15 protein-coding genes are annotated in these 21,418 nt (G+C 53.7%); all 15 read right to left on the bottom strand.

The features are described 5' to 3' along the window. Positions 1-26: 26 nt before the first annotated feature. The gene (locus tag FFI61_RS12840; protein WP_200370896.1) at positions 27-1,004 is read right to left on the bottom strand and encodes a biotin-dependent carboxyltransferase family protein; all 978 of its coding nucleotides are present in this window, start codon (positions 1,002-1,004) and stop codon (positions 27-29) included. Continuing rightward, on the bottom strand, positions 1,001-1,714 hold the full coding sequence (gene pxpB, locus FFI61_RS12835; protein ID WP_200370894.1) for a 5-oxoprolinase subunit PxpB: 714 nt from the start codon (positions 1,712-1,714) through the stop codon (positions 1,001-1,003). The genes FFI61_RS12840 and pxpB overlap by 4 nt, the downstream gene beginning before the upstream one ends. Next, positions 1,711-3,078, bottom strand: coding sequence for an amidase (locus FFI61_RS12830; RefSeq protein ID WP_200370892.1), 1,368 nt, complete (start codon positions 3,076-3,078; stop codon positions 1,711-1,713). The genes pxpB and FFI61_RS12830 overlap by 4 nt, the downstream gene beginning before the upstream one ends. A 53-nt stretch (positions 3,079-3,131) precedes the next feature. Beyond that, entirely contained in the window at positions 3,132-3,746 is a 615-nt protein-coding gene (locus tag FFI61_RS12825) for a hypothetical protein (RefSeq protein ID WP_200370890.1), read from the bottom strand. A 4-nt stretch (positions 3,747-3,750) separates the two neighbouring features. Continuing rightward, positions 3,751-4,059, bottom strand: coding sequence for a hypothetical protein (locus tag FFI61_RS12820; protein ID WP_200370889.1), 309 nt, complete (start codon positions 4,057-4,059; stop codon positions 3,751-3,753). Between the two features lie 46 nt (positions 4,060-4,105). Next, on the bottom strand, positions 4,106-5,284 hold the full coding sequence (locus FFI61_RS12815) for a hypothetical protein (protein WP_200370887.1): 1,179 nt from the start codon (positions 5,282-5,284) through the stop codon (positions 4,106-4,108). 53 nt (positions 5,285-5,337) lie between these two features. Continuing rightward, positions 5,338-5,667, bottom strand: coding sequence for a hypothetical protein (locus FFI61_RS12810; protein WP_200370886.1), 330 nt, complete (start codon positions 5,665-5,667; stop codon positions 5,338-5,340). Positions 5,668-5,750: 83 nt separating this feature from the next. Then, positions 5,751-6,098 carry a hypothetical protein gene (locus tag FFI61_RS12805; RefSeq protein WP_200370885.1) on the bottom strand — a complete coding sequence of 116 codons (348 nt, stop codon included), beginning with the start codon at positions 6,096-6,098 and terminating at the stop codon, positions 5,751-5,753. Positions 6,099-6,106: 8 nt separating this feature from the next. Continuing rightward, positions 6,107-14,281, bottom strand: a complete 8,175-nt coding sequence (locus FFI61_RS12800) for a putative Ig domain-containing protein (RefSeq protein WP_200370883.1) — start codon at positions 14,279-14,281, stop codon at positions 6,107-6,109. An 83-nt stretch (positions 14,282-14,364) separates the two neighbouring features. Continuing rightward, positions 14,365-15,075, bottom strand: coding sequence for a PEP-CTERM sorting domain-containing protein (locus FFI61_RS12795; RefSeq protein WP_200370881.1), 711 nt, complete (start codon positions 15,073-15,075; stop codon positions 14,365-14,367). Positions 15,076-15,247: 172 nt separating this feature from the next. Then, on the bottom strand, positions 15,248-17,080 hold the full coding sequence (glmS, locus tag FFI61_RS12790; RefSeq protein ID WP_200201639.1) for a glutamine--fructose-6-phosphate transaminase (isomerizing): 1,833 nt from the start codon (positions 17,078-17,080) through the stop codon (positions 15,248-15,250). Between the two features lie 56 nt (positions 17,081-17,136). Next, positions 17,137-18,501: a bifunctional UDP-N-acetylglucosamine diphosphorylase/glucosamine-1-phosphate N-acetyltransferase GlmU gene (gene glmU / locus FFI61_RS12785; protein ID WP_200370878.1), complete on the bottom strand. Its 1,365-nt coding sequence runs from the start codon at positions 18,499-18,501 to the stop codon at positions 17,137-17,139. 119 nt (positions 18,502-18,620) lie between these two features. Then, a complete protein-coding gene (locus FFI61_RS12780; RefSeq protein ID WP_100687617.1) occupies positions 18,621-19,043 on the bottom strand; it encodes a F0F1 ATP synthase subunit epsilon in 423 nt (140 codons plus the stop codon). A 36-nt stretch (positions 19,044-19,079) separates the two neighbouring features. Further along, positions 19,080-20,474, bottom strand: coding sequence for a F0F1 ATP synthase subunit beta (gene atpD, locus FFI61_RS12775; protein WP_200370876.1), 1,395 nt, complete (start codon positions 20,472-20,474; stop codon positions 19,080-19,082). Positions 20,475-20,527: 53 nt separating this feature from the next. After that, complete coding sequence (atpG, locus tag FFI61_RS12770; RefSeq protein WP_200201636.1) at positions 20,528-21,388, bottom strand: F0F1 ATP synthase subunit gamma; 861 nt, start codon at positions 21,386-21,388, stop codon at positions 20,528-20,530. Positions 21,389-21,418: the final 30 nt, after the last annotated feature.

Here is a 21,418-nt window from a genome sequence, read left to right as displayed (position 1 = left end):
CCAAATACTGTGTTTATGCGAGCATGTTATAACATAACATTATTGTCACGCACACACTCGAACTGTCTCCGGAACAATCTGAGCTCCCTAAGCGCAGCCTCGTGCCCACTGGCAACCAGCCGCACGCGCTGCTTCGGTAAACACTGGGCCAGCCGGGAGGCTGACAGCGGCGATAGCGAACCTAATCGGGGGTAACCGCCAATGGTCTGGCGATCGTTCAGCAGCACGATAGGCTGGCCATCCGGCGGCACCTGCACGCCGCCCAGGTTGATCCCCTCAGACACCAGACTACGAATGTTGCAGTAAAGCTTGGGGCCGATCAGGCGAACGCCCATACGATCGGCTCGATCATCCACCTGCCACCAGGTGTTGAACGCGTCGAACAGACTGCGGCCGGCGAAATGAGCAATTTGCGCCCCCGGCAGCAGATCCAGCACAGCAGGCTGACTGAAATCAGGTTGGGCCTCCTTAGGTGCCTGCATCGAGCCTGGGCCACTATTCTTTCCGCCAGCGTGAACAGATAACAGATCCCCTTCCTCCAGCTTGCAGCCCTTTCCGCTAAACCCACCCAGCTCTTCCCGGACAACGCTGGCGACACTGCCCAGAACCGGCTCTGCGACAAAGCCGCCGCAAACCGCCAGATAAGCACGTAGCCCACTCATCGGCCTGGCAAAGGCCAGAACCTCACCTTCTTTCCAGCGAACTCGTTGCCACAAAGGAACAGGCTCATTGTTGAGGGTTGCCCCCAGATCAGCACCGGCAATAGCGATGTTCAGGTCTCTTTCGGCCACTAGCAGCAAACCGCCGAAGGTTATTTCCAGATTGGCAGTACCCCAAGAGTTGCCAGTCAGGTGATTGGCCCAGGCCCAAGAGTAAAGATCGGCCGGGCCGCCCTGAGTTACCCCCAGATGGCGCACCCCAAACCTTCCGCTGTCCTGCAATAGCGCCAGAGGGCCGGCGCGCAGCACCCGTATGCTTGGCTGCGGCTTCTCCCGGTAGCTCACGATTCCAGCTCCACAGGTTTGCTGCTCCCACCTTCACGCTCAAAGGTTTCGCGGCTGACGGAAACAAAGCGCACCTGATCGCCAACCCGCAGAAGGCTGAACCCTTCACGCTGCCGATCGAACAACCGGGCACTGGTTCGCCCCAGCAAGTTCCAGCCTCCGGGAGTTGCTGTCGGGTAGGCTGCAGTTTGCCGACCCGCCAGCGCCACACTTCCAGCCGGCACTCGCTTGCGGGGCGTATCAAGCCGTGGGCATTCAAGGCGAGGGTCGATTAATCCTTTGAAAGCAAAGCCCGGTGCAAAACCCAGAGCAAACACCCGATAAGTGCGTTGGCTGTGGGCTTCGATCACATCGGTAACCGCCATGCCGGTGTGATCCGCCACCCTTGGCAAGTCCGGGCCTACGCTGATGTCGTACCAGGTGGGAAGTTCGTGTACCTGCCCCTCTTGAACGCCGCTATCCGGCTCAAGATCCACCAAAATCTGGCAGATCATGGCCCGGGCCTCTGAAGACGATAAAGTAATCGGGTCAAAAACAACGAGAAGCGTGGTGTAGGAAGGCACCAGATCAATCAGTGTATCGCCAAAGACTTGCTCGCACCTTTTCGACAATGCAGACAGCCAAGGCAAGTTGCCCTCGTCAATCGTTTCAAACAACCGGACAATCCAGCCGTCCAGCCCGGCGGATTCGAGCACCGGTTTCTGGCTCACTGCTTCAGAACCTGTTCCATCGCTTGTGCGACACCGAGCACAGTGCTGTCTGAGCCATGCCGGCCTACCAACATCAGGCCGCTGGGCAGATCCCCGGGTTGGTGGTTCGGCAATGTGATAGCACACAAGTCGAGAAGGTTCGCGACGGTGGGGTTGCGCAGTACCAGCAGGTTCAGGCGCAGGTATTCCGCGTCACTCTCTAGCTCCGTAAGCAGGGGCGGCTCAATAGCCACGGTGGGCGCAAGAAGCCCATCATAGGCACTGAGCCATTGGTCTGCCTGCTTTTTCAGGGCGGCTCGGCACTGCAACAGGTCAAGATAATCCGCAGCACTGATGCCCGCGCCCCGTAGCATGCGCTCCCGCACTCGCGGGTCATATTCATCTCCACGTTGCTGCAGCCAGTGCCGGTGAACATGATAGCCTTCGGCTGCTGCAAGCCCGCCATTCAGCATAAGATCCGGCAATTCATCCAGCACCGGAACCTGTGCTTCCACAACCTGGGCACCGCTTTCGCGCAACTTGCGGAGGCTACCGGCAAAGGCAGCGGCAACAGCCGGTGAGACGTCATCCAGCATGTAGTTAGCAGGCACGACGAATCGACGACCACGAAGATCAACCGGGTTGTTCTTTTGCCAAGACTCACCTGCCATAACGGCATCCAGGCGCGCGCAGCACTCAACTGTGCGGGCAATGGGGCCTATGGAATCCAGGCTTTGGGACAAGGGGAATACGCCATCGCGAGGTATGTGTTTTTGGGTAGGTTTGAAGCCGACCAAACCGCAAAAAGCCGCAGGTATGCGCACCGACCCGCCAGTGTCGCTGCCGATTGCGGCAGCGGCCATTCCATAAGCGACAGCGGCCGCAGCTCCGGAGGATGAGCCACCGGATATCCGGCCCGGTGCCAGAGGGTTGGCGGGAGTACCGTAATGGGGGTTTAGCCCAAGCCCGGAGTAGGCGAACTCGGTCATGTTGGTGTGGCCGGTAATAACCGCTCCAGCCCTACGCAGGCGTGAGACAATAAGCGCATCGCTTTGTGCTTTCTGGCTCCACCATTTTGAGCCCGAGTGAGTTACCTCTCCAGCCACATCGAACAGCACTTTTAGCGCAATGGGCAGCCCGGCAAGCTCTCCCATTGGCACTCTGCCCTGTTGCAGTGTATCAATAGCGGCGGCTTCAGCTCTGGCAGTGCGATCAAAGCGGCCGGTGTACACCTGATTGGCAGGGTCATCGAACTGATCGATATTACTGAGGCAGGTTTCAAGAAGTTGGCTGGCACTGAATTTGTTATGCTGCAATGCGGCCAGCAGAGATGACAAGCTTGCCTCTGTGAGTTCTACGGGGGGCTGGCCGGGCTGCTGTTTCATATCTTTACCGTGATCACGCAATAGAATTAGTACGGGAAAGTATAGAAGCCTTTTCAGTTCCTGCTTTCGCTCAACATTTCCCTGAGGCTCCACCTTTCGCGCTCAATCAAAACAGCTAGCCCTTCAACTTCCTTCACAGCCAGATCCGGCATGAAGGCCTTCAGTAGCTGGTGATAGTATGCAAAGAGCACTATTCTCGAATAATGACCCTGCTGCTTTTCCTTAACAGTGAGGTCCAGCACCTCTCCCGCTTGCGCTAACAGCTCGGCACCTTCACGCTCTTCTTTGTCAGCCTCTATCTCACCCCGAGCGTTTTCCAGCAGCCAGCCCAGGTCATTCGCGTCAAAATTTTTACTGGTGATGATTTCAAGTGCTTTTGTTCGCAGGGAGTCGTCGCTGTGGGAGTCCGCATCATAGGCCAACAGCGCCAAACCGTCGCATTTGTGCCCCCATGCGTAGCTGTTGCTCTTATATGAAATATCGTAAATGAAGCTGTCCATATAACGCACAAAATTAGCCCGGGGCGGAAGCACCTGAAGGCAACACGCCAGCTCAATCGCCGTTTCAAGATCTCCGGATCGAGTCAGGTCAAAGCGCTTCTGCAAAGAATTGGCGAGACTTACAACCGTTTTTGGTCCGGCAAGATCAGCCGGGATACTTATGCTCATCTACTTATTTCACTTCCAACAGCACTTCAACTAACTGACCCGCGCCAAGCGAAACGTCGAAGTGTGTATTTCCGGTCACTACACCGCCATACCGGAGCACAGCATCGCTTTCGTTTATCAGTGAGAAACTCATCGCCATATTCACGCAGGATACCGAAAGCTGGAATTCGTATACTCCGCCATAGATAATCAAATTATCTTTGGTAACCTCAAACCGCTCTCCTTCGTTCGGCGCCTCGAGACTTAAAACCACTGTCTCCACGATATCGGCTTTACGGCAGTCAACTTGGGTTATTGTAATGACAACACTCATAAGAACCTCAGCGTCGAGATCAGCCTGCCCCCCCTGGTTCAGGCGCTCAATCGGTTTCTAGCGTACCGTGCCAATAGGCAGCTGTTTCGCTACCTACCTTTAGAATTTGGTCTTTAGCCGCGGAGGCTGGCCAGAATTGCAGCAAGTATCGCTGGCCGGATATTGGCACATCCACATCCTCATCATCCTCGGCGTAATCTCGATCCATTCCGGAAATGCTGTAGCGCACCCGATAACTTCCAGGGGGAAGATCCAGGGTATAGGTTTCTTCGTGAGCCCATGAACACAGGCCTGTTTGGTTTTCCGGTACCTGCATGCTGCACTCGACGGCGTCTTCAAACGTCTCATCCACTGGAGGTTTTGACGAATGCAGGAGCACATCGATCAAGATGGCTCCGGTCTGCGGGCCTGCCACCAGAAAGAGCTTTCCTTTCTGGGCTCCACCACATAGCCCATTAGCCTGACCGCTGAAGGCCCGCTCAACTAACAGGTAGTCGCCTTCGTTTTGTAGAGTGACCTCATCCACATAAAACTGTCCATAGTTGATGCTTAATTGACCGGAGAATAACACCGTCGCATCCGCATGTTGCTTTGCCTCTGACAGAGCCGAGGCTTTCGCTCCCGACTGCTTACGCCCCTTCACCCGGGATTCAGCCAGAGCTTCTCGTAGATGGTGATAGCAATCATCAATAAGGCCTCGCAAGGTATCTGCGAAGTCAGCGGGTAGGGGTTCCCGGGTAACCGGGATCATTTCGTGGAAGTAGAGAAAGTTTAACGCCTCCTGCCCGATGACTTCGCATTTATACTTGGGAGTCTCGGTGAAAGCGTAGTCCATAATATTCTGATGGCTCTCAAAATCACTCTGAAAGATCTCGTACCTGGTCATGGCGGACGTATAAATATCGTCCTCATCCAACGCCGCAATAATACGGGATGCTTTATCGGGCTCGCTTGCCCGGTAAATGTGAGCCAGCAAAATCAGCCCATGGCCCACTGAACCCCAAAGGTCTCTGCGCCCTTCAACAGACCGCACATCAAAAACAAAGCTTTCGAGAAGCTCACGTGCCTGATCTACTTCACCCAAAGCAAACAGGTAGTTGGCCAGACACACAGCATTATCCAGACACGCTTCACTCGTTAGCGAGAACTTCCTTTCGAGCTTTTTGGCCAGTGCTGCGGGAACTTTGTAGCCAAGGTCTTTATCTTTTGGAAGTGCAAGGCTCATGGTTTCTTACCTCCGATCGGAGGGTAAAAGGTAGGTTGTTAAACAGCTTACTGCTACTCACCTTTTCTTAGCGTCCAGTATGGATCGATAAAATCCCCGTCCGCGTGCTCCAAGTCTTCCTCGTACTCGCTCAAATCAACGTCGTCGCCATAACATTCAATTATCTGCGCCAGTAACTGCCTATTAAGGCCAAAGCAGTAGACAATCTTTGCTGCGAGTTCCGGATCAGGCGATGCTGTATCGAGGTACTCCTGCACCCAATGAGTTGTGGACTTCCTGATACCCAGCGATGGAAGCTCATATGTATGCCACTGCTTTTCACAGAGCGCATGCATTTTCTCTATCGTGTTTTGTGTATATCGGCCTGCATCTTCATTTATCAAATGCGTACTCAACAAGCCAGCGTCATCAGAACACATAGGACGAAATGATGCTTATAAAATTTCCAATTTCTCTACTAGTTTTATCAATCATCACTTTCATTGCGAATAGAAACCACAAGATCTTCCATGCTATCTATTGCGTTCGAATAGGCTGAATTTATGTCAGCAATAGCGCATCTTAGGATCGCTATTGACTCAACACACTTTGGCCTGTCGCCTTCTTTAATAGCGTCATCAAGATCAGCAATAATATGGCCAACGTTCTTAGTGGTCCCATCGATATTTGCGCACCATGCGCTTATATCACACTCAGCGACAATTGTTTCAAAGTCCTCCTTTATCTCCTGATAGATTTCATTATTTCCAATCAAAAACTTTTTGACAGCTAACATAAGTGATGCAGACAACTTTAAATATATATCTTTATTCATAGAACAACCTATAAATATTTCTTAATTGACCGACCCACGCCAGAAGCGGTTTTAGAAGCATTTAGCGTTCCATCGAGATTAAGAACCTTCAAAAATGCACCTTTTTTATCAAAAACCTCTAAATGATCCCCATGCAGGGTATCTAGGTAATATTGATCACCCTTTCTCAAATTTGGACTTTTTTTGGAAACTCTAAATATTTGTGCACCCTTAACACTTTTTCCCGTTCTTGAGGATACGCCTTTTAACATATGACCAAAAGGAGTATCAAAAAATTCGTTCATATTGCTCACTGATACCACACAATCACGATTAGTGTTGTGCACTAGAACACCAGCTTCACCTACATAATAAGTATGAGTGTTAGCTACCGTAAAGTTGTATACAGTTTCTACAGCTTTCCACCGCTCAAGATTAGCTACTGGCACGTATCCGGCGACAGAGGTCAATGCATCAGAAGCACTTATATTTCCAGCATCTTTCCACTCATTATTTATGTAGAACGGGTGCGCAATGGTAGAAATAAAACTCTCACCCGAGTCAGTTTTTATATGAACTAATTCGTAATCATTCTTATGAGTTATTAAGTGCACAACCTCCTGATACTCATTCTCCTGGGTTCCCTCATTATAAGATAGTACGTAGTCCCCAATTACCACTTCTTCTATCCGCACTAAACCTCTGGCAGTATGGACCATTGTTCCAGCAACAAAGCTATTACTGACACATGGAATCTTCAGATTTCGTCCGGTCTTTGCTTTGAACTTGGCTGCAATTTTTTTGGCTAGACTACTACCAGGTATTCGGCTCAACAGAATACTAAGCCCCACATCTTTAGCCGAAATATCTTTTTCACCGCTCGCCAATTGAAAAAGGCTGTAGCCCGTGTCAACAATACTCATTGTGGTTAATATTCCACTGATCGTCGATGCAACACTAAAAGAACCAAGGCCAAATTTACCCGTTGGATCGGTATAACCAACCGGATCACCATTAGCATAAAGATACTTGTGCAATGTAATCGGATCATAATTATCCCCCATCCACGTATCCATCTGCGTAAACCGCCCCTGGTCTTGACCGTAGTACCTCGCCCGCAGATAGTACTGGCCTAGCGAGGCATCGTACTGCTCACCAGTATAGAGGTAGCTGTTCTCGGTCGAGCCCTGGCTGTTCGCCAACACCCCGAACGCATCGTAATGGTAGCCGTCTGTTAAAGAGCCGGTTTCGTCTGCCAGTGCGCGGGTAGAGCCGTGGCCGTCGTACAGATAGTACGAGGTGATACCTCCACGAGTCTGGGAGATGAGGTCGTCGCCGTATGTGTAGCTGACCTCCGAGCTTCCATTGGCGACTTCTGCCAGTACCTGTGCGTAATCGCGGTTGCTGTCCACGACATATCGAGTGGTTTGGCCGCCGTTCGATTTGCGGGTACGGATGCCATCGGCGTTGTAGCCGAAAGTGACTGTCGCGCCCGGCGTCTGTGCTTCGGTCAGGCGGTTGGCGCCGTCGTAGCGGTACCTGGTCACCACACCTGCATCCGTTTCGGTCAGGGTGTTGCCATTGGCATCGTAGGTGAACTGGACAGCACCCTGGGCCGTCAGGCGATCGTTGTCATCGTAGGTGTAGCTGGTGTGCACACCATCAATGATGCTGTAGGTCCGGTTTCCAACCTTGTCATGCTGGTATTCGGCACTGTAATTGCCATTGATTGGGTCTGTCACCAGTTCCCTGGTCAGCCGGTACAGTTGGTCATAACTGTACAGAGCCATCCGCCCATTGTGGCGTTCCTCAACGCTGGTCCGCCGCCCGGTTGCATCCAGCGTATAGCGGTAGTCTGCCAATACCTGATTCAGGGCGTTGGTGGTGGTCAGCTTCGTCAGGCGATTGAGTGCGTCATAGTCGTAGGCGGTTTCATTCCCATTTGGATAAGTGACCGACTTGCGGTTACCCGCAGCGTCGTAGGTATAGGTAGTCGTGCCCTCACTGTCGGTTACTGTTTGCAGCCGATTAAGAACATCGTAGGTGTAGTTGGTTGTGGCCGAATCACCACCTGCCAGAACTGTCACTCTCGTCCGGTTACCGGCGTTGTCGTACTGGTACTGTATTACCGAACCACCAGGCTGGGTTTCTTCCGTCAGGCGTCCCATGTTGTCGTAAATGTACTGGGTGGTGCCTTCCGTTGAAGTAGCCGTCAGCCGGTTGCCTACTGCATCGTAGGTGTAACTTTCCTCATCTCCACTGGCATAGCGGATTCTGACCAGGCGACTGCGTGAATCGAAGGAATAGCTGGTGGTGTCACCTTTAAAGTCAGTATGACTTACGCGGTTGCCTCCGATGTCATAGACAGAGGTTTCCGTTTGAGCCATTGGCAGCGTCCGGCTCAGTTCGCGCCCCTCACTGTCGTAGGTCCAGCGGGTTGTCCGGCCTTCAGCATCCGTCTGGGTGAGCTTATTACCGGCCGCATCGTAGGTGTACGCGGTTTCTCCACCCGTGGCATCGGTTACCTTGGTAAGGCGGCCAAGCGCATCATACTGATATTCCGTTTTGCGGCCCCTCTGGTCTGTCTCCGATAGCAGCCGGCCCATAGCGTCGTAGTTGGAAAGCAACTCCGTGCCATCATGGAAGCGCGTGCTTATACGTTGATCCAGAGTGTTATAGGTATACGTTGTGGTGTGGCCACGGGCATCCGTTTCGCTCGCCAGGTTGCCATCGGCATCGTAGCTGAAGCTGTGTCGGTTACCGAGAGCATTGATTACCGCGGTCCTGCGCCCGGCTGCGTCGTACTCGTACTGAGTAACCTTGCCCAGGCCGTCAGTTTCCCGGATTACCCGTCCGACGGCGTCATAGTCGGTACTGGTATGGCTACCATCCGGATAGTCCGTGCGGATAACCCGGTTCAGAGCATCGTAAGCATAGGTGGTGGTCCGGCCCAAGGCGTCGGTTTGCGACACCAGGTTTCCTTCCCCGTCATAGGCTTTGGTTTCAATGGAGCCGTCAGGGTGTAACGTCTCGACCAATCGGCCATAGGCGTCGTACCGGTATTCGGTCCGGTTTCCACGGCCATCAACCGTCGCCGTTTCATTTCCGGCCAGGTCGTACTCGGTAGCGGTCGTACTACCATCAGGATAAACCGTCTCAGTTACCTGACCATTGGCGTTGTATACGTAAGAAGTTACATCATCAACGGTAGCGCCACCGACAGTCCGAGAGCGTGTTTCGGTCAGCACGTTGCCGTTAGCGTCGTAGGTATAACGCGTGGTGTTACCCAGCGGATCTGTTTCCGTCAGCTTGTTGCCATCACTGTCGTAGGTGTAATTGGTGGCGTTGCCGTTCAGATCAGTACTGCGGGTCACGAGCCCCTTGGCATTAATATTATTGCCGGCAATATTGCCTTCAGGATCGGTAACACTCAGCAGGTTGCCTACGGTGTCGTAGGTATTCCGGAACAGGTTCCCACGAGCATCCTGAATGGTCAGTTCCTGGCCTCGGCTGTTATACGTAAACGCGACCGTATTCCCCAGTTCATCCGTGGCGCTAAGCTGATTATTGCGCGCATCAAAATTCGCATGGGTGGTGTTACCCATGGGATCCACCTGGCTGATCTGGTTACCTTGAGCATCGTATGCGTAGTTCCAGGTGTTCCCGGCGGCATCCACCTGGGTAGTAACGTTACCGTGCTCGTCGTAGTAGTAGAAGGTGGTGTAGCCATTGCGGTCGGTGACGCTGGACTGCCGGCCTTCTACATCATGGTTGAACTCAGTGCGATTGCCTTCGTTGTCTTCCTGGGCAATCAGGCGGCCGCTTTCATCAAAAATGTTGCGAACCATGCGCCGGCCCATGGGGTCAATAATGTCCAGCAGGCCATGGCTGCGATTGTAGGTGTATTGGGTCGCGTTACCCATGGCATCGGCACTGGCGACGAGGTTGTTTTCGCCGTCATAGCTATAGACCAGCCGCTCTCCACCTGGCTTCACAATGGCGGTGATACGACCCTCACTATCCCGTTCGAAAACGACGGACTTTCCGCTTGAATGGAAGATTCCATTTTGGGTGTAGGTCAGCGTATTGCCGTTGGGGTCCGTCACCTTCTCGATGCCGAACGTCTGGTCGAGGGTATACTTGTAGCCGGTCTCTGTGGTCAGTTCATACCGGCTCGGATCCACAGGATTCGAGTAGTAGCCATTTTCCACCAGGCTGTCGCCCATGAAGTAGGCATTGTTGTCGTTCAAAGCCCGAAGGGTCGACCGGGTGTCACCAACCGGCGTGAACTTGAGAGTCACATCCCGAATAACGGTTAAGGTATTGCAGGAAGGCGTCGCTGAGGTCTCGAATTTCTCCACATCACCGCCAGGCAGCGTGATGGTAATCACTGGCGCACCCAGGGGCTCGATACAGAAATCGGTTAGCATTCCCATGGGGCCACTTCGGTACTCGTTCAGTGTCCAGTAGCGACCTGGGACCCTGGATTCTTCTACTTTTATGTCCTGATAGCCCACGCTCCAGCCGTGGCCGAAATCCAGTGCTTCATGGCGTCTGCGACTATCATAAGTCCGGGTCACCTGAATGGGGATGCCTGCCAGCGGAACCTCCAGATCCTGCAAGGTTATGCTGAAGTTACCAACCTTGAGATCGCCCTCAACCTGCAGAGACATCATGTCAGAAGCTGAGAGGTTATTAACATCGATCGCAATGATGGCCAGGTCGTACTGGCCATTGGTCAGCATCGTGGGATCAAAAGTCGCAACGGCAGCCGAATTCTGGTTGGCATCGCCCTTGGCAATCACCTGCCACTGGTCGGTACCGGATGGCGCAACAAGCACTTCATAACCGGCAAGGTTGTCGTCAGTGATGGTGGCAATGATTTCCGTGGGTGCAGTGACAACGGTGCCGTCAGTTGGCCCCTCCAGTGTTACCACAGGACTGGCCGTATCGCCGGGATCGCGCACAGTCACTGTTGCGGTGGTTGTTACTGAGGTTTCAGTGTCACTCACCGTGGCGGTAATAATCTTTACGCCCGTGCCGACGGCGGTCCACATTGCTTCTCCGCTGCCATTGACAGGCTGAGGGGTACCGTCAACATTCAAGTTTATTGTGCGCTCACCTTTACCGCCGGTGACTATCGTCAGAATGGATACGATATCGCCTTCATCTACCGTTTGAGGGGAGGCGGTCAGCTCAACCTGCAACGGCTGTATGGCTTCAACAACTTCAATAGCGACATTCTGGTAGGAGCGCTCCTTCCCGTCGTCGGCAAAAAATCTTACGTTCTGAATTCCAACCTGCGCAGACGCGGGCGACCAAGCTACCAAACCGGACGTATCTACTGTCATCCCGGCCGGCATGCTGACAGTCCCAAACGTGACGGCATCACCATCAGCATCCGTGGCCATCAACTGATAGCTGTAAGTTTCGCCAACCACGACCGATGTCGGTGCTGCACTGGTGATGACAGGCGCAACATTGGGCCGCTCTGTGACAACAACCGTAAAGCTCTGGCTGGCACTGCCACCCTTGCCGTCGCTAACAAGCACCCTGACCGAATGATTGCCAAGCTGAGAGGGGGAAGGCACCCATGAAACGACACCAGAATCTGCCACTATGACCATACCAGCAGGCGCCTGAGGCAGGCTGTAGGTCAGAGCATCGCCATCATCATCGCTGGCAATCACCTGATAGGCATAGGTGCTACCAAGCTCCACACCTGGTGCAGGAGCAGACGTAATCACAGGAGCCGTGTTCTTTTCCGTCACAACCAGATCAAATGCCTGCGAAACCCACGCACCTCTGTCGTCTTCTACAACAACAGTAACCGGGTGGGAGCCAACCTGAGCCGTTGATGGAGCCCAGCTTACCGTGCCGCTTTCTGAAACCGACATGCCAGCTGGTGCTTCACTCAAACGATAAACAAGCGCATCACCGTCCGGATCGGAAGCGATTACGGAGTATTGATAGAGCTCTCCCGCAAATGCAGTCGTCACGGGCACTGAATCGATAATGGGCGGGTTCCCGCTAACAACAACCTCAACCTGGAAGGTCTGCGTATCTGACTGGCCAGCGGCGTCTTCCACCTTGACTTCAACTGCGCTTACGCCAATTTGACCCGATGTCGGTGTCCAGCTTAACTGGCCGCTATTCGCATCAACTGACATGCCCGACGGACCACTAATCAGCGCATAGCTGAGCGAATCACCGGCATCAGGATCATGAGCTTCAATCAGGTAGTTGTATTCAACCCCGGTGGCTGCATTAGCGATCGGTGTCGAGATGATTGTTGGAGCACGATTAACGGCAGTAACTTCAATGCTGAACGACTGTTCGTCTGATAGTCCTGAAGGATCTTCCACAGTTACAGACACAGGATTCTGGCCGGCCTGACTGTCTGCCGGTGTCCAGCTTATAACGCCCGTCGCCGAATCAATGAGCATTCCTGCAGGGGCGGTACCAAGAACATAAATCAGCGTATCGGTCGGATCCGGATCAGCTGCTTTTACGGCGTACTCATACGCTTGGCCAACACGGGCAAAACCCACGGGCGAAGAGGTGATCCTGGGAGCTTCATTGACTTTTGTTACCTGGACAGTCCACAGCTGCGTGGCCCTCAGGCCCAGTGGGTCTTCTACGCCGATGACGATTTGTTGATTGCCCACATCATCGCGACCAGGCGTCCATTCCACGAGACCTGTATTGCTATCAATCTGCACACCCACAGGCGCAGAATCGAGGTGATAACTCAGTGCATCTCCATCCGGATCCGAGGCCAGGATCTGATAAATATAGCCTACGCCCTGTGTAGCACTTTCAGACGGGGTACTGGAAATGACAGGAGCATGGTTCACTGGCTCGGGACGATCACGCATGTGCCGAGGAACTGCCGATACCACGCCAGACTCACAGACAGCGGCGCCAGCAGCATCCATTTCGGCAATGCGGTAGTAGTAGGTGTTGTTGTTCTGCACACCGGTATCAAGATAGGTTGAATAGCGGCTGGTGGTCGTCACCAGTTCTTCGAAAGGACCATCGGCAGCATCCGAACGCTGGACAGAGTAATGATGGGCGCCAGTATCCGACCACATGACCTGAACACGACCGGTCTTCGCCCGAGTGCGAACATCGCTGACGCACTCCCGGACGGTGACGCGATCACTGCCCGACACACCTGAAAGCCTCGGTGCGTAAGTTTCAAAATCGTAGGCACCCAGCACATGCCCGGTCACCGTCATATTGAACAGACGGGATTCCCCTGACGGAACATCCTCACAACCTTCAGCTGAAGCGCATTCGTAAGAAACCGCAATGCCGGATGTATCACCACGAGCCTGCAGCTCAAGATTAACGCGAGAGGTCACGGTGCCGACTGAACTGAGAATGGCATCAACCATGGCCGCATGGCTCTGAACGCCATTGACCAGCACACCACCCGTTGCGGTGACAATATCAGTTGCCTGGTTGCTCGAATCGATTCCCTGCCCCGAGCCACGGGTGTTCACCGCGGCGACAGACACTCCGTTCACCTCAAGAGCGGATATGACCTCCTGCACGCTGACGCTAGATGTGTGGGAATGGACATCCCCAAACCACACTATGATCTTCGCTGCACCATCACGCCATCCGGTGTCAGCGCCTGTTGAATAACCTCGGTCGGTAGAGCCCTCACCATCAGTGGCGGCGCCTGATGTTGCCACCTGGTGGAGTGCAAAGAAATTCGCTTCTGCAGCGTCTCCGCCACCCTGGGCGTACCACTGATTAATAGCTGCCTGAACATCGTCTTTGTTTTCAGTAACCGGCTGGAGAAGCTGATAGGCACGGTCGGCCGCATTAGCAGCAGACCCGAACTCTCGAGGATCACCCAGATAACGCCCAACCCCAAAGGCAACGTCTACCCCTTCAAATCGTTGGTCCTCTCCTGCAATCGCATCCAGAATTGCCCGTGCGTTATCCTTAACGGCTTTAACGGCCCCCCCCATACTGCCCGTGTTGTCGGCCAGGAAAACCACATCCACACGGTTAGCGGCAGGCCCGGATTCACTTAGTGTGATAGAGCGCTGCACCGTAACACTTTGTCCCTGCGCGATAGAGACGTTTATGGCATCAGGTGATAGCAATGCGGCCCGTAGCAAGCCCATAGGAGCTGCCAGCAACATTGCAAATACAACAAACGATCGGAAAGAAGTCAGGGTGAGCATTATTAACGTCCTTGTCATCAGGCGAATGCCAGCCAGGCGCAAAGGCGTCACCCGGCGGATTGCATTATCTTCTTGGTGTCATCTCAGGCAGGTGTGTAACGCAAGCGTCGTGTCGATACGGCTATCAGGCCCAGCGCCATCAATACCAGGGAACCAGGCTCAGGAACTGTAACAGGTACGTCTGCCCTGAAGATCTCCAGGGAACTCCAGAAGTACACCGATGCGGTGTCGTCGAAGCCCGGGCCAGTCTGGGGATCTACATGTTCAAGATAAAAGCCGGAGGTTGCCAGCATGTCGCTCAGCGTCAGTGTGATGAGTGCCGTTTCACCTTGTGCGAGGTCAAAGTTCCAGCCTAGAGCAAGAGACACATCATCCGGGCGGTCAGATGGCAGGTGGTTAGTGTTGTCCAGAGCGCCCGCAATCACGTTGTCATAGATAGTGCCAAACGCATAACCCGGCTCGTCAATCTGCCAGCTCTGACCACTAGCAACGGCCCCGTGAGCTAAGCCATATTCGTTAAGGTAGGTATTCAGGTGGGCATCAAAATCCAGATCCAGGAACCCGATCCATGAGTGATTTCCCGCGCCAGACAGCTCAAAGGACAAAGAACCCATACCGGTCGAAGGGTCCAGGAAGCCATCTCCCGGCATCGCATCACCCAAGTAAGCCTCAGAGACTACGCCGTCAATATTGAAAGCCCAATCTGTGAGATTTATAACGGCAGCATGGGTGGATAATGCAGGTACTAGAAGGCTGGCAGAAAGCACAGTCCTGGCAAGCAGATTTGAAAACATAGCCTGTTAACATTCCTTGTAATGTAGAAAAGTTAAATCCTGTTAACTCTTTCCGCATAATATTACATAAGTTTACACAAAGGAATAAAAACAGATGTTTTATACACTGCCTTCTCTGAAAGCTCACCGGAGACCAAGCTTTATTTGTCGAAGAGGGCAGTGTGCTATGGGTTTACTCTACCGTCACGCTTTTTGCGAGGTTTCTGGGCTGGTCCACATCTGTGCCTTTAAGCACGGCAACGTGATACGACAGCAACTGTAACGGCACGGTATACACAATCGGTGCGGTGATTTCGTGTACTTCCGGAAGCTGAATCACGTGGATATTATCTTCCGGCTTTATGTTCGCCGCACGATCCGCAAACACGAATAGCTCGCCGCCTCTGGCACGCACTTCTTCCAGGTTCGATTTCAGCTTCTCGGCCATGTGATTGTTGGGGGCAACCGTGACTACGGGCATTTCGCTGTCCACCAGTGCCAGAGGACCATGCTTTAGCTCGCCTGCGGGATAGGCTTCTGCATGAATATACGAAATCTCTTTCAGCTTCAGCGCGCCTTCCATCGCCACCGGGTACTGAGAACCACGGCCCAGGAACAGGGCATGGTTTTTGTCCATGAAGCGCATGGACATTTCAGCGATTTCACCATCCAGCGCCAGCACGTCGTTCACCTGGCCCGGCACCAAATGTAGCGCTTTGACGATCTCGGCTTCCCGCTCTTCACTCAGACCATTTTTACGCGCCAGTGCCAAAGTAAATAACAGCAGGGCCGTTAGCTGGGTGGTAAAAGCTTTGGTGGAGGCAACGCCAATTTCGGGGCCGGCCTGGGTCATGATAACCAGGTCTGATTCGCGCACCAGGGTGCTGCCCGGTACGTTGCAGATCGCCAGGGCGGCGCGGAAACCGGCTTTTTTTGCCTGGCGCAGTGCGGCCAGCGTATCGGCGGTTTCACCAGACTGTGAGATACACAAAAACAGGGTGTCTTTCTGGATTACGTGGTTGCGATAGCGAAACTCGGAGGCTACTTCCACGGAGCAAGGCACACCTGCCAGATCTTCAATCCAGTAGCGAGCCACCATGCCAGCGTGGTAGCTGGTACCACAGGCAATGATCTGTACATGGCGAACGTCCTGCAGCAGGTTGCCAGCTTCGGTCCCCAGAGCCTGTTCCAGTACCTTGGTGGCGGTGACTCGTCCTTCCATGGTGGCCTTGATGACTCTTGGCTGCTCATGAATCTCCTTGAGCATGTAGTGGCGATACTCACCTTTGTCGGCGGAGTCTGCACTGTGCTCAAAACGGTTGGTGGCGCGCTCAACAAGTGCACCGCTGCGGTCGTGAATCTCAATACGGTCGCGACGGATATCCGCAAGGTCGCCTTCTTCCAGAAAAATGAAGCGGTCGGTTACGGGGAGCAGCGCAAGCTGGTCAGACGCAATGAAGTTTTCACCGATCCCCACGCCGACAACCAGCGGGCTACCTTCACGGCAAACCACCATGTGGTCAGGCTCATCGGCATGCACCACTGCCAGCGCATAGGCACCGCGCAGGCGGGTTACAGAGATCTTCACCGCCTCGTACAGTTTGCCCAGTTCGCGGTAGTTCTTTTCTATCAAGTGCACAACAACTTCTGTGTCCGTCTCAGACGTAAACTTGAAGCCGTCGGCCTTCAGTTCCTCGCGCAGTTCCTGGTAGTTCTCGATGATACCGTTGTGCACGATTGCGAGGCGGTCGCCAGACATGTGTGGGTGAGCATTAAGCTGTGATGGCTCTCCGTGGGTTGCCCAACGGGTGTGAGCAATACCCAGATAACCTGTGAGTGGGTTGGCTTCAATGGCAGCCGCAAGCGAGGCTACCTTGCCCACTTCCCGAGCGCGCTGAACGGCACTCTTGCCATCCAGAACGGCCATACCGGCAGAATCATATCCCCGGTATTCCAAGCGGCGCAGGCCCTCAAGAAGAATGCCCTGAACGTCCCGTTCCGAAACTGCACCTACAATGCCACACATGCTGTCTGTCCTGTTCGTGATAAAAAATCGTGGTAATTACCGGGAGAAAATTACGGTCAGTGTTTTTCCGGTTTTTGCCAGCCGGAGATGTTGCGCTGGCGACCCCGGGCTACGGCCAGTTGCTGCTCAGGCACATCCTTGGTAATCGTAGAGCCAGCACCAACTGTGGCACCTGCAGCAATCGTAACCGGCGCCACAAGCGCGCTGTTGGAGCCTACAAACACACCGTCGCCCAACACGGTTTTGTACTTGTTCACGCCATCATAGTTGCAGGTAATAGTGCCTGCACCTACGTTTACGTTAGCGCCCAGCGTAGCATCACCCACGTAACTCAGGTGGTTAATTTTGCTGCCCTCGCCAACGATGGTGTTTTTTGTTTCAACAAAATTCCCTACCTTGCTGTTAGCTGCCAGTTGCGTGCCTGGCCGCAGGCGAGCAAAGGGCCCAACGTTGGCATTGGGGCCCACATTGCTTTGCTCAATGACGCTGTTGGCATGTATATGGACGCCATCGGCGATGTTGCTATCGGTGATGACACAACCGGGACCGATGGATACATGGCTGCCCAGTGTCACCTTGCCATTAAAGACCACGTTCACATCGATCAGAATGTCGTTGCCGATGGTGAGTTCACCGCGCACATCCACTCGCGATGGGTCAGCCAGGGTGGCGCCTTCAGTCATCAGGCGCTCTGCTTCCCGGCTTTGATACCAGCGCTCAAGCTCGGCCAGTTGCAGGCGATTGTTCACGCCCTGTACTTCAAACGGGTTGCCCGGCTGAGCCACGTTTACCGTCATGCCAGCCTGAACCGCCATGGCGATAATATCAGTGAGATAATATTCGCCCTGGGCGTTGCTGCTTGATAGCTGGGGAAGCCAGGCTTTCAAGTGGCGCGCACTTACGGCAAGAATGCCTGTGTTGACTTCATTAACAGCCAGCTGTTCCGGGCTGGCGTCTTTTTGTTCAACGATGGCGGTAACCTGCCCCGCTTGGTCGCGCAAAATACGGCCATAGCCCTGGGGGTTGTCCAGAGTCACCGTTAACAACCCAAGGGTGGTTTCGTCCAGACCCTGCACCAAACCCTGCAGGGTTTGTGCTGTGGTCAGAGGCACATCACCATAAAGCACCAGAACCCTGGCATCGTCAGGCAGCTCAGGCAGTGTTTGAGCGACAGCGTGGCCTGTTCCCAGCTGCTGTTCCTGCATCACCCAGCTTACGCTGTAAGCCTTTGAAGCCTCTCGTACCTGATCAGCCCCGTGGCCAATCACGCCATGTACTTTTTCGGCGCCCAATGTCTGGGCAGTCTCGATCACGTGATGGAGCATCGACCGCCCTGCCACTTTATGCAGTACCTTCGGCAGCGATGATTTCATCCTTGATCCCTGGCCGGCAGCCAGGATAACAACGTGCAACGGTGACATGGGGCAACAACTCCCTTACGTGGTCGGGGTTCTATATCAATGGTAGTTCACACAACAAAAAAGCCGCACCTCGGAATGGAAGGATGCGGCTTCTTCGATGCAAGCTCTCGCAATCTGTTCTATCGAACGTTTTTGCGCAGCTTTTGCAGGGTGCGTAGCTGAGCAGCCGCTTCGGCCAACTCTGCAGCCGCACGATAGTACTCAAACTCACCCGTCTTGTTCGCCAATGCTGCTTCGGCGTCTTTTTGAGCCTGCACTGCGGCAGCCTCATCAACGTCTTTCGCCCGCACCGCTGTATCGGCCATCAATGTTACAAGATTTGGCTGCACTTCCAGGTATCCCCCGGAAACGTAGAGGATTTCCTCTTCGCCACCTTGTTTGATGATCCGGACTGCCCCCGGCTTAAGCGCGGACAGCAACGGAGCATGGCCAAACTGAATGCCCAACTCACCCTCGGTGCCGGTAGCGATAAGCATCTCTACCAGACCGGAGTAAATCTTCTTCTCAGCGCTTACGACGTCACAATGTACAGTCATAGCCATATCTCTAAGCCTCTTGGGTCAGAAATTGAAAGAGGATTACTTAGCTTCTTTCGCTTTCATGGCCTTCGCTTTTTCGATGGCTTCGTCCATGCCGCCAACCATGTAGAACGCCTGCTCAGGCATATCATCATAGTCACCGGCAAGGATGCCTTCAAAGCTGCTGATGGTCTCTTTCAGAGACACGTACTTGCCAGGTGAACCGGTAAATACTTCAGCAACGTGGAACGGCTGAGACAGGAAACGCTCAATCTTACGAGCACGGGAAACGATCTGCTTGTCTTCTTCAGACAGTTCGTCCATGCCCAGAATGGCGATGATGTCTTTCAGTTCCTTGTAGCGCTGCAGTACGTTCTGCACACCACGGGCAACCGTGTAATGCTGCTCACCAATGATCAGCGGATCCAGCTGACGGGAGGTGGAGTCCAGCGGATCGATCGCAGGGTAGATACCCTTGGAAGCGATGTCACGGCTCAGTACCACAGTCGCATCAAGGTGCGAGAAAGTGGTAGCTGGTGACGGGTCAGTCAAGTCATCCGCCGGTACGTATACCGCCTGAATGGACGTGATAGAACCAGTCTTGGTGGAGGTAATACGCTCCTGCAACTCACCCATTTCCTGGGCCAGAGTCGGCTGATAACCTACCGCTGAGGGCATACGACCCAGCAGTGCAGATACTTCGGTACCGGCCAGGGTGTAACGGTAGATGTTGTCGATAAACAACAGTACGTCACGACCTTCGTCACGGAACTTCTCAGCCATGGTGAGACCGGTCAGGGCAACACGCAAACGGTTTCCTGGGGGCTCGTTCATCTGGCCGTAGACCATCGCTACTTTATCAAGAACGTTAGAGTCCTTCATTTCGTAGTAGAAGTCGTTACCTTCACGAGTCCGCTCACCAACACCTGCGAATACGGAGAGTCCGGAGTGCTCTTTCGCGATGTTGTTGATCAGTTCCATCATGTTAACAGTCTTGCCCACACCGGCGCCGCCGAACAGGCCAACTTTACCACCCTTGGCGAACGGGCAGATCAAGTCGATAACCTTGATGCCTGTTTCCAGCAGGTCGGCAGAAGCTGACTGATCTGCATAGCTGGGTGCTTTGCGGTGGATAGCCCAACGCTCTTCTTCACCGATAGGGCCGGCTTCGTCGATAGGACGACCCAAAACGTCCATGATGCGACCCAGAGTCTGGGTGCCCACAGGTACCGAAATCGGCTTGTGTGTGTTTTCTGCTTTCAGGCCACGCTTCAGGCCTTCAGTGCTGCCCATCGCGATGGTGCGAACAACGCCGTCGCCCAGCTGCTGCTGAACTTCCAGTGTAGTTTCGCCACCTTCAAGCAGCAGTGCGTCGTAAATGCCTGGAACGGCGTCACGTGGGAATTCCACGTCGATAACCGCGCCAATGATCTGAACGATGTGTCCGCTACTCATGCTCGGTTCCTCGTTATCTTCATAGTCAATAATACCAGTAGGATTGTGGCGAATCAGACCGATGCCGCGCCGCTCACAATTTCCGAAATCTCTTGCGTAATGGCTGCCTGACGAGCTTTGTTGTATACCAACTGCAGGTCTTTGATAATGTCACCGGCGTTATCGGTAGCACTCTTCATGGCAATCATTCGGGAGGCCTGTTCGCAAGCCAGGTTCTCTACCACGCCCTGATACACTTGGGACTCAATATAGCGTGGCAGTAGCCCGTCGAGAATCGGACGTGCATCCGGCTCGTAAATGTAATCCCACTGGGTACCGATATCTTCTTCGATGCCTTCCGGCAGCGGCAGTAGCTGCTCTGATTTCGGCAGTTGCGTCATGGTGTTGACGAATTCGTTGCTCACCAGATACAGGCGGTCAATCTTGCCCTCACTGAAAGCATCGAGCATCACCTTGACGTTACCGATCAGAACTTCCGCGCTGGGATCGTCACCGATGTGTGTCAGTGCCGCGACCACGTTGCCACCGTAGCTGCGGAAAAATGAAGCGCCTTTCTGCCCGATAGCACAGAGGTCAATCGCAACATTTTTGTCTTTCCATTCACGCATTTCGCGCACGAGCAATTTGAACGCATTGGAGTTCAAACCACCGCACAATCCGCGGTCGGAGGAGATAACGATGTAGCCTACACGTTTCACCTCACGCTCAATCATGAACGGATGACGGTAATCCTTATTGGACTTGGCAATGTGTCCAATTACCTGGCGCATTTTCTCCGCATAAGGCCGCGTAGCCCGCATGCGTTCCTGAGCTTTACGCATTTTACTCGCCGCAACCATTTCCATGGCGCTGGTGATTTTTTGCGTGCTCTTGATGCTGCCGATCTGGTTACGTATTTCTTTTCCGATGGCCATAGATCACTGCCCTTTCAAGTTAGACACTCA

The organism is Marinobacter sp. DY40_1A1 (genome assembly GCF_016597815.1).
Classification (GTDB): Bacteria; Pseudomonadota; Gammaproteobacteria; order Pseudomonadales; family Oleiphilaceae; genus Marinobacter; species Marinobacter xiaoshiensis.
Note: the sequence above shows the minus strand (reverse complement) of the source record. Positions and strands in the feature narration are given on the sequence as shown.

Bases quoted from the DNA above. Each gene is read 5' to 3' on its own strand.
- atpG (WP_200201636.1), bottom strand. From the start codon at position 21,388: ATGGCCATCGGAAAAGAAATACGTAACCAGATCGGCAGCATCAAGAGC.
- FFI61_RS12825 (WP_200370890.1), bottom strand. From the start codon at position 3,746: ATGAGCATAAGTATCCCGGCTGATCTTGCCGGACCAAAAACGGTTGTA.
- glmU (WP_200370878.1), bottom strand. From the start codon at position 18,501: ATGTCACCGTTGCACGTTGTTATCCTGGCTGCCGGCCAGGGATCAAGG.
- FFI61_RS12815 (WP_200370887.1), bottom strand. From the start codon at position 5,284: ATGAGCCTTGCACTTCCAAAAGATAAAGACCTTGGCTACAAAGTTCCC.
- FFI61_RS12780 (WP_100687617.1), bottom strand. From the start codon at position 19,043: ATGGCTATGACTGTACATTGTGACGTCGTAAGCGCTGAGAAGAAGATT.
- glmS (WP_200201639.1), bottom strand. From the start codon at position 17,080: ATGTGTGGCATTGTAGGTGCAGTTTCGGAACGGGACGTTCAGGGCATT.
- atpD (WP_200370876.1), bottom strand. From the start codon at position 20,474: ATGAGTAGCGGACACATCGTTCAGATCATTGGCGCGGTTATCGACGTG.
- FFI61_RS12830 (WP_200370892.1), bottom strand. From the start codon at position 3,078: ATGAAACAGCAGCCCGGCCAGCCCCCCGTAGAACTCACAGAGGCAAGC.
- FFI61_RS12805 (WP_200370885.1), bottom strand. From the start codon at position 6,098: ATGAATAAAGATATATATTTAAAGTTGTCTGCATCACTTATGTTAGCT.
- FFI61_RS12800 (WP_200370883.1), bottom strand. From the start codon at position 14,281: ATGCTCACCCTGACTTCTTTCCGATCGTTTGTTGTATTTGCAATGTTG.
- FFI61_RS12820 (WP_200370889.1), bottom strand. From the start codon at position 4,059: ATGAGTGTTGTCATTACAATAACCCAAGTTGACTGCCGTAAAGCCGAT.
- FFI61_RS12795 (WP_200370881.1), bottom strand. From the start codon at position 15,075: ATGTTTTCAAATCTGCTTGCCAGGACTGTGCTTTCTGCCAGCCTTCTA.